The sequence below is a fragment of the Variovorax sp. GW821-FHT06D12 genome (assembly GCF_059419205.1).
Window position 1 is genome coordinate 568,988 of the sequence record NZ_JBWKRI010000001.1, and the last position, 14,246, is coordinate 583,233.

17 protein-coding genes are annotated in these 14,246 nt (G+C 68.2%); 9 read left to right on the forward strand and 8 right to left on the reverse strand.

Annotation, left to right across the window (positions count from 1 at the left end; translation table 11 throughout):
* Positions 1-115: 115 nt before the first annotated feature.
* Together AC07SQ_RS02680 and AC07SQ_RS02685 are read right to left on the reverse strand one after the other, a co-directional pair.
* Entirely contained in the window at positions 116-1,411 is a 1,296-nt protein-coding gene (locus AC07SQ_RS02680) for an acetyl-CoA hydrolase/transferase family protein (RefSeq protein ID WP_495270797.1), read from the reverse strand.
* Positions 1,412-1,419: 8 nt separating this feature from the next.
* Complete coding sequence (locus tag AC07SQ_RS02685; RefSeq protein ID WP_495270796.1) at positions 1,420-2,322, reverse strand: LysR substrate-binding domain-containing protein; 903 nt, start codon at positions 2,320-2,322, stop codon at positions 1,420-1,422.
* 139 nt (positions 2,323-2,461) lie between these two features.
* On the opposite strand from AC07SQ_RS02685, the gene AC07SQ_RS02690 reads away from it, so the two are divergent.
* Both AC07SQ_RS02690 and AC07SQ_RS02695 read left to right on the forward strand, forming a co-directional pair.
* On the forward strand, positions 2,462-2,866 hold the full coding sequence (locus AC07SQ_RS02690) for a RidA family protein (RefSeq protein ID WP_095745474.1): 405 nt from the start codon (positions 2,462-2,464) through the stop codon (positions 2,864-2,866).
* A complete protein-coding gene (locus AC07SQ_RS02695; RefSeq protein WP_495270795.1) occupies positions 2,863-3,957 on the forward strand; it encodes an oxidoreductase in 1,095 nt (364 codons plus the stop codon). Before AC07SQ_RS02690 ends, AC07SQ_RS02695 begins: the two co-directional genes overlap by 4 nt.
* On the opposite strand, the gene AC07SQ_RS02700 is transcribed toward AC07SQ_RS02695, so the two are convergent.
* Positions 3,954-5,129 carry an NAD(P)/FAD-dependent oxidoreductase gene (locus AC07SQ_RS02700; RefSeq protein WP_495270794.1) on the reverse strand — a complete coding sequence of 392 codons (1,176 nt, stop codon included), beginning with the start codon at positions 5,127-5,129 and terminating at the stop codon, positions 3,954-3,956. The genes AC07SQ_RS02695 and AC07SQ_RS02700 overlap by 4 nt on opposite strands.
* A gap of 77 nt (positions 5,130-5,206) precedes the next feature.
* Here AC07SQ_RS02700 and AC07SQ_RS02705 point away from each other — a divergent pair, with 77 nt between their 5' ends.
* Complete coding sequence (locus tag AC07SQ_RS02705) at positions 5,207-6,100, forward strand: LysR substrate-binding domain-containing protein (RefSeq protein WP_095745476.1); 894 nt, start codon at positions 5,207-5,209, stop codon at positions 6,098-6,100.
* 6 nt (positions 6,101-6,106) lie between these two features.
* On the opposite strand, the gene AC07SQ_RS02710 is transcribed toward AC07SQ_RS02705, so the two are convergent.
* Entirely contained in the window at positions 6,107-7,135 is a 1,029-nt protein-coding gene (locus tag AC07SQ_RS02710; protein WP_495270793.1) for an aldo/keto reductase, read from the reverse strand.
* 122 nt (positions 7,136-7,257) lie between these two features.
* Between AC07SQ_RS02710 and AC07SQ_RS02715 the strand changes: the two genes are divergently transcribed.
* The 3 genes from AC07SQ_RS02715 (at position 7,258) to AC07SQ_RS02725 (ending at position 9,223) form a co-directional block, all read left to right on the forward strand.
* On the forward strand, positions 7,258-7,731 hold the full coding sequence (locus AC07SQ_RS02715) for a GNAT family N-acetyltransferase (RefSeq protein WP_495270792.1): 474 nt from the start codon (positions 7,258-7,260) through the stop codon (positions 7,729-7,731).
* Between the two features lie 48 nt (positions 7,732-7,779).
* Positions 7,780-8,661 carry an alpha/beta hydrolase gene (locus AC07SQ_RS02720; RefSeq protein WP_495270791.1) on the forward strand — a complete coding sequence of 294 codons (882 nt, stop codon included), beginning with the start codon at positions 7,780-7,782 and terminating at the stop codon, positions 8,659-8,661.
* Between the two features lie 115 nt (positions 8,662-8,776).
* Positions 8,777-9,223 carry an SRPBCC family protein gene (locus AC07SQ_RS02725; protein WP_495270790.1) on the forward strand — a complete coding sequence of 149 codons (447 nt, stop codon included), beginning with the start codon at positions 8,777-8,779 and terminating at the stop codon, positions 9,221-9,223.
* Between the two features lie 9 nt (positions 9,224-9,232).
* On the opposite strand, the gene AC07SQ_RS02730 is transcribed toward AC07SQ_RS02725, so the two are convergent.
* Positions 9,233-9,679: a MerR family DNA-binding protein gene (locus AC07SQ_RS02730; protein WP_495270789.1), complete on the reverse strand. Its 447-nt coding sequence runs from the start codon at positions 9,677-9,679 to the stop codon at positions 9,233-9,235.
* Positions 9,680-9,849: 170 nt separating this feature from the next.
* Here AC07SQ_RS02730 and AC07SQ_RS02735 point away from each other — a divergent pair, with 170 nt between their 5' ends.
* Positions 9,850-10,053 (forward strand): heavy-metal-associated domain-containing protein, encoded by a 204-nt coding sequence (locus tag AC07SQ_RS02735; RefSeq protein WP_489061385.1) that lies wholly within the window; start codon positions 9,850-9,852, stop codon positions 10,051-10,053.
* A 41-nt stretch (positions 10,054-10,094) separates the two neighbouring features.
* Here the strand turns inward: AC07SQ_RS02735 and AC07SQ_RS02740 are convergent, their stop codons facing one another.
* From AC07SQ_RS02740 to AC07SQ_RS02750, 3 genes are all read right to left on the reverse strand, one after another.
* A complete protein-coding gene (locus AC07SQ_RS02740) occupies positions 10,095-10,961 on the reverse strand; it encodes an alpha/beta hydrolase (RefSeq protein WP_495270788.1) in 867 nt (288 codons plus the stop codon).
* A gap of 137 nt (positions 10,962-11,098) precedes the next feature.
* Complete coding sequence (locus tag AC07SQ_RS02745; protein ID WP_062472527.1) at positions 11,099-11,641, reverse strand: demethoxyubiquinone hydroxylase family protein; 543 nt, start codon at positions 11,639-11,641, stop codon at positions 11,099-11,101.
* Between the two features lie 89 nt (positions 11,642-11,730).
* Positions 11,731-12,036, reverse strand: a complete 306-nt coding sequence (locus AC07SQ_RS02750) for a hypothetical protein (RefSeq protein ID WP_062472525.1) — start codon at positions 12,034-12,036, stop codon at positions 11,731-11,733.
* Between the two features lie 275 nt (positions 12,037-12,311).
* On the opposite strand from AC07SQ_RS02750, the gene AC07SQ_RS02755 reads away from it, so the two are divergent.
* Entirely contained in the window at positions 12,312-13,283 is a 972-nt protein-coding gene (locus AC07SQ_RS02755; protein ID WP_062472523.1) for a MurR/RpiR family transcriptional regulator, read from the forward strand.
* The gene (locus AC07SQ_RS02760; RefSeq protein ID WP_495270787.1) at positions 13,280-14,239 is read left to right on the forward strand and encodes an isoaspartyl peptidase/L-asparaginase family protein; all 960 of its coding nucleotides are present in this window, start codon (positions 13,280-13,282) and stop codon (positions 14,237-14,239) included. The genes AC07SQ_RS02755 and AC07SQ_RS02760 overlap by 4 nt, the downstream gene beginning before the upstream one ends.
* Positions 14,240-14,246 lie beyond the last annotated feature (7 nt).

Below are 14,246 nucleotides of genomic sequence, written 5' to 3' on the forward strand. Positions count from 1 at the left end.
GCAGGCCGCGCCCAGCAGGAAAAGATGTCGCAAGGAGATGCTCATCGCAGCGAATGTAGCCGTCGCCCGGGGCCGCGCAGGAGTGCCCTAAGTCACGCCCTGCGCCCTGCAAAACTCACAGCAGTTTGGCCTGCTTCGCCTGCTCCGTCAGCTCCGCCCGGAAGTCCGGATGCGCAATCGCGATCAGCTCCTGCGCGCGCTGTTTGGCCGACTTGCCGCGCAGCTGCGCCACGCCGTACTCGGTGACGACGTAGTTGATGTCGTTCTTGCTCGTGCTCACATGCGTGCCGGGCGACAGCGAGGGCACGATGCGCGAGATGGTGTCGTCCTTGGCCGTCGAAGGCAGCACGATGAAGGCCTTGCCGCCGCGCGAGCGGTTGGCCGCGCGCACGAAGTCCGACTGCCCGCCCGTGCCCGAATACGGCGCGTGGCCCAGGCTCTCGGAGCCGCACTGGCCCAGCAGGTCGATCTGCATGGTGGCGTTGATGGCGATGAGGTTGTCGTTCAGCCCCGCCAGCGCCGGGTCGTTGGTGAAGTTCACCGGGTGCATCTCCAGCCCCGGGTTGCGGTCCATGAAGCGGTACAGCTTGCTGGAGCCCAGCGCGAAGGTCGCGACCGACTTGCCCGGCAGGTAGTTCTTGCGGCGGTTGGTGACCGCGCCGCTTTCCACCAGCGTGAGGATGCCGTCGCCGATCATCTCCGTGTGGATGCCCAGGTCGCGCTTGCCCGTGAGCTGCATCACCACCGCATCGGGAATGCCGCCGTAGCCGATCTGCAAGGTGGCGCCGTCGTCGATCAGGTCGGCCACGTGCTTGCCGATGGCTTCCTGCACCGGGCCGATCTTCGGCAGGCCGACTTCCATCACCGGTTCGCTGCTCTCGACGAGCGCCGCCACCTGCGAGATGTGCACGTGGCAGTTGCCGTGCGCATAAGGCACGTTGGGGTTCACCTCGAGCACGACCGCGCGGGCCTTCGCCACGGCGGCCATCGTGTAGTCGGGGCCCAGGCTCAGCGCGAAGTAGCCGTGCGCGTCCATCGGCGAAGCCATGCTGAACACCACGTCGGCCGCGATCTGCCCGCGCTCGATCTGCGCCGGGATCTCGGAGAAGTAGTTGGGAATGAAATCGATCCAGCCCGCCTGCCCGCCGGCGCGCGTGGCACCGCCGAAGAACAGCGCGACGTGGCGCACGTGCTCGACCGTCTCGGGGTCGATGTAGGCGTACTTGCGCATCGCCAGGATCTGCGCCACCTTCACGTCGCGGAAATCGCGGCGCTGCTCCGACAAGGCCGTGAGCAGCGAGGGCGGCTCGCCGACGCCCGTGGGCACGATGATCATGTCGCCGTGGCGCACCTGGCGCACGGCATCGGCGGCGGAAACGCGCTTTTGCGCGTACAGGGTCTGGGCAGTCATGCCTGCCACTATGCCTTCTTTTCGCCGCCGCCGAACTCGCGGTGTACCCAGTCGCGCAGCACGTCCGTCGCGGGGCGGGTGGCGGCGCGCGGGCTGTAGACCAGGTCGTAGCGGTAGCTCTCCACCGACAACTCGAAGGGCTGCACCAGCAGGCCCGACGCCAGCTCGTCGGCCACCAGCGCCAGGCTCAGCAGGCCGACGCCCTGCCCCGCGACCGTGGCCTGCACCGCGTGGATCTCTTCGGTGAACGACAGGCCGGCCTGCGCATCGATGTCGGTGCGGCCCGCGCGCGCGAGCCAGGTGCGCCACACGGGCGCCAGCGTTTCGTCGCGCCCCGCCCGCCCCCATTCGAAATGGATCAGCGAGACGGCCTTCAGGTCCTGCCGCGCCGCGACCGCCAGCGCGGGGCTGCAGACCGGCGCGTAGTGATCCTGGAACAGCGGCTCCACGACCAGGTCGGCGTAGCGGCCGTTGCCGTAGCGAATCGCCGCATCGGCCTCGGTGTCGAGGTCGACGACCTGGTTGGTGGCGTCCAGCCGCAGCGTCCATTCGGGGTGCAGGTCGCGGAAGGTGCCCGCGCGCGGCGCCAGCCGCCGGGCCATGAACCCGACCGTGGACGACAACGTGGCGATGCGCGTGCCCTTCAGCCGGCGCACGCCGTCGACCGCGCGCTCGAAGCTGTCGAAGCCGTCGCGCAGCGCGGGAAACAGCTGGTGCCCGGCGGCCGTCAGGTGCACCTGCCGCGTGCCGCGTTCGAACAGGCGCACCTCGAGCGTTTCCTCGAGCTGCTTGATCTGGTGGCTGACGGCGGTGGGCGTGACGTGCAGTTCGTCGGCGGCGGCCTTGAAGCTCAGCCGGCGGGCCGCGGCCTCGAACACGCGCAATGCGCCCAGGGGAGGAAGTCTTCGCATGCGTACAGATTAGCTCAACTCATCTATCGGCTGAAAAATCAGCCTTTGTCGGGCGCCCTCTTCATCTCTAAATTTCAGGGGTCGCGGGAAGAAACCACTTCCACGGCTGATCTGAAATTCACCATAGAAGACACCTGTCATGCAACTCCAACCCAAGCAGATCCACACCCAACCCGACCCCTACGCCCCCTTCCTGCTGTCGCAGGCCATCCAGCTCGGCAACCTCGTCTTCGTGTCCGGCCAGGCCGCGATCGGCGACGACGGCGAGATCGTCGGCAAGGGCGACTTCGATCGCCAGGCCGAGCAGGCCTTCAAGAACCTCGACCGCGTGCTGCGGGCCGCCGGCACGGGCCTGGGCAGCGTGGTCAAGGTGACGATCTTCCTGACCTCCATGGCGAACTTCCCGAAGATCGTCGAACTGCGCCGCCAGTGGTTCTCGGCGCCCTACCCGGCCGACACCATCGTCGAGGTCTCGGGCCTGTACTCGCCCGACGCGATGATCGAGATCGAGGCCATCGCCGTCGCGCCCGGAGACGCCCGATGAGCACGCCGCTGCTCGCGCCGGCGACGCTGCACGGCCTGCAGCTGCCCAACCGGCTCGCCGTGGCGCCGATGACGCGCGTCAGCGCCTCGCCCGAGGGCCACGCCAACGGCACCATGGCCCGCTACTACGAGCGCTTTGCGCGCGGCGGCTTCGGGCTCGTCATCACCGAAGGCATCTACACCGACACGGCGTACGCGCAAGGCTATGCCCGCCAGCCCGGCCTGAGCGACGGCGAACAGGCCCGCGCGTGGCGCCCGGTGGTGAAGGCGATCCAGGACGCGGGCGGGCGCGCCATCGCGCAGCTCATGCATGCGGGTGCGCTGTCGCAGTTCAACCGCTTTCGCGACCACACGGCGGGGCCGTCGGCCGTTCGCCCGCTCGACACGCAGATGACGGCCTACCGCGGCGAAGGCGAGTACCCGGTGCCCCGCGCGATGACCGATGCCGACATCGCCGAAGCGATTCGCGGCTTCGCCCGGGCCGCGCTGCTGGCGATGGAAGTGGCGGGCTTCGACGGCGTGGAGATCCACGGCGCGAACGGCTACCTGCTCGACCAGTTCCTGAGCGGCCACACCAACACGCGCACCGACCGCTGGGGCGGCGCCCTCGCGCAACGCGTGCAGCTGACGGTCGAGGTGGCGCGCGCCGTGCGGCAGATGCTGGGCGCCTCGGCGCCGGTCGGCGTACGCATCTCGCAAGGCAAGGTCAACGACTTCGGCCACAAGTGGCCGGAAGCCGAGGCCGGCGCGGCGACGGTGTTCGGGGCCCTGGCGCACAGCGGCATCGACTACCTGCACGTCACCGAGTTCGAAGCCTGGCGACCCGCCTTCGGCGATGGGGGACCGAGCCTGCTGCAGCTCGCGCGCCGCCACGCACCCGGCCTCGCAATCGTCGCCAACGGCGGCCTGCACGACCCGGGGCGCGCCGAGGCGGCGCTCGCGGACGGCGCCGATTTCGTGGCACTGGGACGCGGCGCGCTGTCGAACCCCGACTGGCCGAAGCGGTTGAAGGAAGGCCGCGCGCTCGCCGCTTTCGACCCGGCGCTGCTGTCGCCCGTGGGGGACATCAAGCCGGCGGAGCAGCAACCCTAGATGATGTTCTTCTCGCGCAGCGGCCGGTTCTCCAGGATGCGCGCGAACGACAGCGGCGACAGGTCGAGACTGCGGTAGCCGCCGAAGCGGATCAGCTCTGCAATGCCCCGCCCTGCAGCAGGGCACTGCTGCAGTCCATGGCCCGAGAAGCCGTTCGCGAAGTAGAGGTTGTCGCAGTCCGGGTGCAGGCCGAGGATCGCGTTGTGGTCGAACACATTCATCTCGTAGTAGCCGGCCCAGGCGCCGGTCATGCGGACGGCCTCGAAGGCCGGGATGCGTTCGGCCAGCGCCGGCCAGATGAAGTTTTCGAAGGCCTCGTGGTCGACTTCGAGCGGCGCGTCGTCGGGGTCCCGGTCTTCGGGCGGCGCAAAGCCGCAGATGAACTGGCGACCTTCGGGCCGCAGCCAGATGCCCGAGGTGTCGATGACCAGCGGGCAACCGGGCAAGGTGCTCGGGCATGAAAAGCTGAACACGCTGCGGCGTCGCCCGTGCACCGGCAGCGCGATGCCGGCCCACTGCGCGACCGGCGCCGCCCATGCGCCCGCCGCGTTGACGACGATGTCCGCATGCAGCGTGTCGCCGCCGTCGAGCCGCACGCCGGTGACGCGGCGCCCCTCGCGCTGCAGGCCCGTCGCCTGCGCCTGCACATAGCGCACGCCTTGCGACACCGCCTTCTTGCGAAAGGCCTGCAGCAGGCTGTAGCCGTCGTACCAGCCCTCGCCCGAGAGGCCGAGCGATGCGAGCACGATGCCCTCGGTCGAGAGCCACGGGAAGCGCGCCTTCAGCTCCTCGGGCGTCAACAGCGCCACATCCACCGCATGCGCCTTCTGCGTCGCGTGGTTTTCGCGCAGCACCTCGACACCCGCCGGCGAGGCCAGGTACAGGTAGCCGGGCTCGACCAGGCCGATATCGGGCACGTCGTCATCGCCCACACGCAGCGTTTCGCCCAGCGCGCGAAAAAACTCGATGCCGTAGAGCGACATCTCGATGTTGATGGCGGTGGAAAACTGCTGCCGGATCGAGCTGGCCGACAGCGCCGACGAGGCCTGTCGGTACGAGAAGTCGCGCTCCACCACCGTGATGTCGAAGGCCTCGCCCGTCGGGTCGGCGCCCAGGAAGTACGCGATGGCCGAGCCGATGGCCCCGCCGCCGATGATCGCCACACGCCGCATGAGATGCCTTTCCGTGTCTTCGATGTGCTGGCCCTGGCCGTTGCCCGGGCTACGCATGCTGCCGCCAGAATAGCGCGATGAGAAAAGACATTCCCAACCTCGGCGCGCTGCAGGCCTTCGAAGCCTCGGCGCGCCTGGGGAGCTTCACCCGCGCGGCGACCGAGCTGGCGCTCACGCAAAGCGCGGTCGGACGCCAGGTGGCGATGCTGGAACAGCGCCTGGGCGTACCGCTGTTCTCGCGCGTGCGCAAGCGGCTCACGCTCACCGACGTGGGCCGCGAGTACGCCGCGCGCATCCGCCGCCACCTCGACCAGATCCGCCGCGACACGCTGGAGATCAGCGCCGGCCACGAGATGGGCTTCGTGCTCGAACTGGCCGTGGTGCCGACCTTCGCCACGCAATGGCTCATTCCGCGGTTGCCCGACTTCAGCCGGCTGCACCCGAACATCACGGTGAACCTGTCGGCGCGCTCGCAGCCCTTCTCGTTCCAGGAAAACGCCTACGACGCGGCCATCTACTTCGGCGACCAGTTCTGGCCGAACACGCGCGGCGGGCTGATCTTTTCCGAAGGCGAGATGGTGCCCATCTGCAGCCCTGCGTTCCGCGATGCGCAGGCCCGGTGGGACGAGGCCGGCTTCGAGCGCTGCCGCCACGTGCACCTGAGCACGCGCGCCCATGCCTGGCGTGACTGGTACGCGCAGCAAGAGTGGGAGTACACGGTGCACGCCTCGCGCGGGCCGCGCTACGAGCTGTTCACCATGGTGGTGGCCGCCGCGGCGGCGGGCATGGGCGTGGGGCTGGCGCCGCGCATCCTGGTCGAGCAGGAACTGCGCACCGGCGAGCTCGTGATCCCGGTGGACCGGCACCTGGACGTGCACCAGGGCTACTACTTCGCGTACCCCGAAGGCCGGCCGGCCTCCGGGGCGCTGGAGCACTTCAAACAGTGGGTGCTGGGGCTGACACCCGACTGAACCCGGTCAGACGGGGTTCGGGTTGCGTTCCTTGAAGCCCTGCTGGTGCCAGTACGGGTAGGTGCGCGTGGTCGCGCTGGCCGCATCGAGCTCGGCCACCTGCGCGGGCGTGAGGTTCCAGCCCACCGCGCCGAGGTTCTGGCGCAGCTGCGCCTCGTCGCGCGCGCCGACCACCACGCTGGACACCGTCGGGCGTTGCAGCAGCCAGTTGAGCGCGACCTGCGGCACCGTCTTGCCGACTTCGGCGCCAACTTTTTCGAGTGCCTCGACCACGCGGTACAGCAGCTCGTCGGGCACGGGCGGGCCCATGTCCGCCGTCACGTGCAGGCGGCTGTTGGCCGGCAGCGGCTGGCCGCGGCGGATCTTGCCCGTGAGCCGGCCCCAGCCCAGCGGGCTCCAGACCACCGCGCCCACGCCCTGGTCTTGCGCCAGCGGCATCAGCTCCCACTCGTACTCGCGCCCGACCAGCGAGTAGTAGGCCTGGTGCGCCACATAGCGCGCATAACCGCGCTGCTCGGACACCGCCAGCGACTTCATGAGGTGCCAGCCCGAGAAGTTCGACGCGCCCACATAGCGCAGCTTGCCCGCGCGCACGAGGTCGTCGAGCGTGGACAGCGTTTCTTCGACCGGCGTGCTGGCGTCGAAGCCGTGCAGCTGGAGCAGGTCGATGTAGTCGGTGCCCAGCCGTTTCAGCGACGCATCGACCGCCTGCACGAGGTGATGGCGCGACGAGCCCACGTCGTTCGGCCCCTCGCCGCTGCGGAAGGTGGCCTTGGTCGAGATCAGCAGCCGGTCACGCGGCCGGCCCTTGATCGCCTCGCCCAGCACCGATTCGGCGGCGCCGCCCGAGTAGATGTCGGCGCTGTCGAACATGTTCACGCCGGCGTCCATGCAGATGTCGATCAGCGTGCGCGCCTCGGCCACGTCGGTGCTGCCCCACGCGCTGAAAAACTCGCCCTTGCCGCCGAAGGTGCCGGTGCCGAAGCTCAACACGGGGACCTTGAGGCCTGATTTGCCCAGATGACGGTATTCCAAAGTTCTACTCCTTCAATCAACGAACTGACGAACAAGATGAATGACGCGGCCATTGTTGGCCGCCGCGCAGAACCCCGTCGCGCGTCGGGCTTTGCAGCGCGTCGGCTCGCTACGATCGAACGATGCAGATCTCGATCGAAAACCCGAACCAGCCCGACGTCGTCCAGCTCATCGACGACCTCGACGCGTACCAGAAGCCGCTGTACCCGCCCGAGAGCCACTACGGCATCGACCTTGCCGCGCTGTCGGCGGCCCATGTGCTGTTCGCCGTCGCGCGCGACGCGGCCGGCACGGCCATCGGGTGCGGCGCCGTCGTCATGAACCCCGGCTACGGCGAACTCAAGCGCATGTACGTGCGCCCGCAGAACCGCGGGCAAGGCGTCGCGGCGAAGGTGCTGGGCTTTCTCGAAGCCGAAGCGGCGGCGCGCGGATGCGCGATGTTCCGGCTGGAGACGGGCGTGAGCCAGCCCGAGGCGCTGGCCTTCTATGCGCGTGCGGGGTATGCGCGGCGCGAGCGCTTCGGGGACTATCCGGACGATCCGTTGAGCGTGTTCATGCAGAAGACGGCCGCGACAGTCGCACCCCATCGCCCCTAAGATCGCCCCGGCTTCCGCCACCACGGTCATCACAACAAGGAACGTCACATGCAGACAAGAGGGATTCTTCGCCGGCTCATGTTCACAGCGGGCTGCGCCCTGCTGCTGGGGTTGTCAGGTTGCGGCGGCGGAGGGGGTGGTGGAGGCGGCGGGGGCGGTGTGGCGATGCTGCCGCTGCCACCGGCCGGCGGCACGCCGACACCACCGCCCGCGGACACCGGGCGCGGCCGGGTGGTCAGCAGCTCGATGAAGTCGACCGCCACGGACGCGACCTACCCGATCCAGGTCTACCTGCCGGCCGGCTACGACGGCGCCACCGCGAGCTACCCCACGGTCTACATCACCGACGGCGACGCGGTCTACAACCAGAGCGTGACGCGCTTCCAGAATTTCACCGACACCCTCGAGAAGGCCGGCAAGAAAGCCATCGTGGTCGGCATCGGCGGCACCTCGCGCCGCAACACCGACTACCTGATGCCGGGCGCCAAGGCGTACCACGAGTTCCTCACCGGCCAGTTGGTGCCGCATGTCGAATCGAACTACCGGGCCAACCCGGCCAGGCGCATGCTCTCGGGCCTGTCGAACGGCGGCGTCTTCACGCTCATCGCCTTCTTCACCGAAGGCGCGGCGGGCACGTTCACCTTCCAGCATTTCTTCGCGTCGGATCCGCCCGCCGCCGGCGCGCGCGGCCAGCTCGATCCGCTCGAAAGCCAGATGTACGCCAACAGCAGCACGCGCGACATTCCCGTGACCCTGCTGCTGGGCTATGCCATCGGCAACGTCGGCGGTCCGGAGATCACCGCGCTGCGCGACCAGATCGCCGCGCGCAACTACAAGGGTCTGCAGCTGAGCCTGAAGGGCTACGAAGGCGGCCACACGCCGATGGACTTGCCGTCGTTCCAGGACATCGTGGCGCGGTTCATCGATTGAGGCGCGGGGTGTGGGCTCAGGGTTTTTCCTGATCCTGCACCTGTCGAATCGCAGCGGGCTCATCCGACGTCATCACAGAGGGTCGTCCTCTGTACTTCACCAGGAGAAAGCAACCATGGCCACCAACACCGTCCGCCTGCACCGCGTGCTGCGCACCACCCCCGACAAGCTCTACCGCGCCTTCGTGGAGCCCGGCGCCTTCGAGCGCTGGCTGCCGCCCTTCGGCTTCACCGGCAAGGTCCACACCATGGAGCCAGTGGTGGGCGGCGCGTGGCGCATGTCCTTCACCAACTTCGGCACCGGCCACGGCCATTCGTTCGGCGGCAAGTACCTGGAACTCGTGCCCGGTCAGCGCATTGCCTACGACGCGAGCTTCGACGACGCCAACCTGCCGGGCACGATGAAGACCACCGTGACATTGACGGCGGTGTCGTGCGGCACGGAGATGTCCGTTGTGCAGGAAGGCATCCCCGAGGTGATTCCTGTCGAGATGTGCTACCTGGGCTGGCAGGAATCGCTGGTCGCGCTGGCGCAGCTGGTCGAGCCGAACATTCCGGGCTGAGGATCGGCTTCAGGCACGCCGCGCTTCGCAGCCGGCGAAGCCCTTGAGCCCCGCCAGTTCATCGAGGATCGGACACTCCGGGCGCTCGTCGCCTTCGCAGCAGTGGGCCAGGCGCTCCAGCAGGCGCTTCATGTGCGCGAGCTCTTCGATCCGCTGGGCCAGGTCGTCGGCGCGTTCGAGCGCAACGCGCTTCACGTCGAAGCTTGCACGACGACCGTCTTGCCACAGCGCGTGCAGCTCGACGACTTCCGGTGTGTCGAAACCCAGCGTGTGCGCGCGCCGCACGAAGCGCAGTGTCGACACCGCGCGTTCGTCGTAGCGGCCGGCGTGCGCCGTGTCGTCGAGCAGCCCGAGCGATTCACAGTCACTCAGCAACTGCGCGGACGCACCAGAGCGCGCAACGACCTCGGCAAGGGACAAGCGCGCCGCAGCAGCCGGCGCCGTGGGATGTTCCATGGGGTTCTCCTTCGAGCCAAAGCGCGAAGCCTCAACCTTCACACCATGAGAGAGTCAAGCGCAGACGGCGCATGACCTTGGCACGCCAGGGGTCAGGCGTTCGCCGCGCTTGACCTTCACACGATGCCAAGCTTGACACTGCGAGTCACTCTTTTGAAAGGACTCACCCCATGCAAGCGTTTGAAATCCAGTCGATGACCTGCGGCAGTTGCGCCGGCCGCATCACCCGCGCCATCAAGGACCTGGACCCGCAGGCCAGGCTCGAAGTGGACGTGAAGCAAAGAACGGTGCGCATCGACACCACCGAAGACCGCCCCACGCTGGTGGCGGCGTTGACGGAAGCCGGCTACCCGCCGAGCCCTTCCGTCAACTGAGCATGTGGCGCGAACCGGGTTCCCCGGTTCGCCGCAAAGCCTTACTTGAAGATCCGCATGATCGCGTCGTCGAACGCGAGCACGTCCGTCCCGACGTGCGTGGAGTTGAACTCCGTGTCGATGAGCTGCAGTCCGACGTAGCCCCGTTCGGACATCCGCTTGTACATCGCCTTCACCGGCACTTCGTTGCAGCCGCTGGCGCAGTGCGCCAGGATCAGCGTGACGGGCAGCGGCCGGCCTGCGAGTGCGTCGAACATCTTCTTTTCGAGCGCGTTGTTCTCGGCCTCCTGCTGCCAGAAGGCCGCCTCGATGGAAATGAAGTACGAGAACACGAGGTTGTCCGGCGCCTCCAGGAACAGCGCCGTGGCCGCGAGGTTGCCGCTGGTCGACAGGCCCGTGAGCATGCGTTTCTTCGGGTCCGCGCGGTACTTCGATTCGATGAACGGCACCAGGTCCTTCGTGAGGAAGGTGTGGTACGCGTTGGCGCCCGGAAAGTTGTAGTCCTCCTGCCGGCGCGCGGTGTTCCCGATGCCCACGAGGATGGCCTTGGTGCCGCGCTTGAGCAGCACGTTCTTGAGGGTCGTGAAGCGCGTGTCGGGCAGGCCGTTGGTCGCGTCGCCGTCGAAGGCGTAGATGATCGGCACGGCATCGCTGCTGCTGTCGTAGGCCGCCGGAATGAACACCTCGATCGGGTAGCGCACGCCATTGACGCTCGACGTCACGGTGTCCGACACCACCCGGCCATTGGCCGAAGGCGCCGGCTGCACCGGCGCCGTGCCCGTCGGCGGCAGGATCAGCGGCACACCGCCCCCGCCACCTCCTCCGCCCCCGCCGCAGGCGGCCAGGGCCGCAACCAGCACAAAGCCGCCCATCACCGCGCACGCGCGGCGAAGCCATTCCTGTCTCATTTTTTGGTTCCTCGTTCCCCGGTGCCAATCGCACCGCTCGGGATACTCGGGGTTGGGCACGAGGGCGTCAACGCCGTGATGCGCGTTCAGCCTCGGCGATTAATTCCTTTGTCTACGTGGCCGACAAATTAAAAAACTCAGAGGCGCATCCCGAGCCAGATGACGGACTCGGTCGACAGCGCGACCACGGGACTCAGGACCCGCGTCCAGAGGTGATTGGCCTGCACGTGCGATGCGGACTGGTCGTGGTGCAGCTGTTCTTCTTCCACGATCTGCGAGATGGTGCGCACGGCCGCCTCGTCCTTCCCCGCGAGTTCGCGCAACTGGGCCTTCAGATGCCCAAGCACTACGCGCTCGACAGCGACGGTGGTGGCCGAAATCGCATGACGACCGAGCAACCCGGTGATCAGGCCGAGCACCCAGCCACCCATGCCGCACAACCAGTAGCTGCGGCAGCGACGAACGCCCCGGCGCTTCAGTTCGGCCGCGAACAACGCCCGGTGCCCTTCTTCGTGGGACTTGAACTCCCGCAGTTCAGGCACCAGCGAAGGCGCGGTCCATCGCGCCATGAAGATTTGCGCCCTGTAGATGTTCACCGCTCCCTGCTCTCCGGCGTGGTCGACCTTCAGGATTCGCCCGCCCAGCGCAGAACCTTGGTCACTCGCTTCCTCTGTCTTCATTGCATGGCTCCCTTTTCTGTCCGCATTTTGACGAACAGCGCGAGCGCGCTCTTTGGGACGCCCCGTGACGAAGGACATTCAACTGTCCGTCAGTTCGCAGCAGCGACAGTCAACGCGCCACGCATCGCATGAACCGTCTTGTCGACGGCCTCGATGCGGCGGCTCAACTCGTCATTGACCAGGCGCAGCAACGCGCTGAGTTCACTGCGAGTCGGGTTGAGCTGCTCCGTGTCGCTCACTTCAAGCGGCACGATGAGTTTTTCGAGACACGCGTAGGCACAGAGCACTTCGCGCAGGCTGTCGGTGTCGTCGCACGCCTGAAGAGCGAAAGCTTCGGCAACGCCGAAGTCAGGGGATGCGGGAGATGGCGTGAGTGAGCAGGCAGAACCAGCCATGAATGGCCTCCGTTGAAAACGCAGAGGTGATTCGGGACGCCAATCCCGTGCACGCCTTTTTTGACGTGCGGCCGGGAGTGTATCGCCTGGGGAAACGCCGAACCTGCGCCCACCCGACCCCGACCGATTCGACTCGGGGTAAACCCTCAAAACACCCTCTCTTCTGGCCCAGTATTTGCATTCACGCTCGGAAATGACAGAAAATTTTCATAACTGACATATATTTGTAAACCGATTTACATCACTCGCACCCTTCCCGGTGCATCGCCCGCCCCATGAGCACCAACGTCGACACCCCAGGCACCACCGTGGCCCAGCGCATTGCGCAGGCGCTGCCGCGGCTGACGCGTTCGCACCGGCAGGTGGCCGACTTCGTGCTCGGGCATCCGCTGCAGGTCGCGACGCTGCCTATCGACGAGCTCGCCGCCGCGGCCGGCGTGTCGGTGGCCACGGCCAACCGTTTTGCGCGCGCGCTGGACTTCGACGGCTACGCCGCCTTTCGCGCCGAGCTCGTGCGCGGCTTCGAGCCGCTGGTGGCGCCGGTCGAGCGGCTGCGCGGCAACCTGGAGCACCCGACCACGGTGGCCGAGGTGTTCGCCACGGCGCTCGACGAGAGCCGCCGCAACATCGAAGCCACGCGCCAGTCGCTGGACTACGCCGCCTGCGAGGCCGCGGTGCAGCGCATCCTGAAGGCCCGCTCGATCTACATCGGCGGCTTCGGCGCCAGCGCCTGGCTCGCGGGCCTGCTGCAGCACGGGCTCGATGGTTCCTGCAGCGACGTGCGCATGCTCTCCAGCGTGAGCGGCGTGACGCACTCGGCGCGCACGCTGATGCACGCGGGGCCGCAGGACCTGTTCATCGGCCTGACCTTTCCGCGCTACCTCACCGACACGGTGGCGCTGGCGCAGATCGCGCGCGGCCAGGGCTGCGCGGTGCTCGCGCTGACCGACCGGCCCAGCTCGCCCATCGCGCCGCTGGCCGACGTGGTGCTGTACGGCCAGACCGAAACCAGCTACCGCCCCAACTGCGAGACCAGCGTGCTCGCGCTGATCGAGGCGCTGACCAGCGCGGTCGCCCTGCGCGCGCCCGGCGCGGCGCAGTCGGCCGGCCGCATCCTGCAGGCGGTGCGTCCGTGGCTGCACGGCGGACTGGGCCAGGGCCATGCGCGCGGCGAAGTCTCCATGCCCTCCCTCCCCGCCGCCGTCGCTTCCGACGCCGGCAAGAAAAAGAAGAAAGCTTCCCGATGAAGAACGTCACGCCCGTCATCGCCATCCACGGCGGCGCCGGCACCATCAGCGCCTCGACGACCAACCCCGAGCAGGCGCAGGCCTACCACGACGCGTTGCAGATCATCGTGCGCGCCGCGCAGGCCGCGCTGCTCAAAGGCATGTCCGCGCTCGACGCCACCTGCCTGGCGGTCGAGATGCTCGAAGACTGCCCGCTCTTCAACGCCGGCTACGGCGCGGTGTTCACGCACGAGGAAACGCACGAGCTCGACGCCGCCGTGATGGACGGCGCCACGCTCGCGGCCGGCGCCATTGCCGGCGTGAGCCACGTGCGCCGCCCGGTGCGCGCCGCGCGCGCCGTGCTCGAGGACGGCGCCCACGTGCTGCTGGCCGGCGCGGGCGCCGAGGCCTTCGCGCGCGACCGCGGCCTGGAGATGGTCGAGCCCTTCTTCTTCTCGACCGACGCACGCCGCCAGCAGCTGTACCGCGTGCGCGACACGGGCCGCGTGGTCACCGACCACGAAGGCGCCGCCATGACCAAGCCGCCGCTGGACGAAGACAAGAAGTTCGGCACCGTCGGAGCCGTGGCGCTCGACATGCACGGCCACCTGGCCGCCGCCACCTCGACCGGCGGCATGACCAACAAGCGCGTGGGCCGCGTCGGCGACACGCCGCTCATCGGCTCCGGCACCTACGCCGACAACCGCACCGCTGCCATCTCGTGCACCGGCAGCGGCGAGATGTTCATCCGCGTCGCAGCCGCCTACGACATCTGCGCGCGCATGGCCTACGGCGGCGCCACGCTCGAAGCGGCCACGCATGCCGTGGTGCACCAGTCGCTGCCCGCCATCGGCGGCACCGGCGGCCTGATCGCCGTCGACCGCCACGGCAACCTGAGCCTGGCCTTCAACACCGAAGGCATGTACCGCGGCCACGCGCGCGGCGATGAAGCCCCGGTCACCGCCATCTTCGCCTGACGCCCTG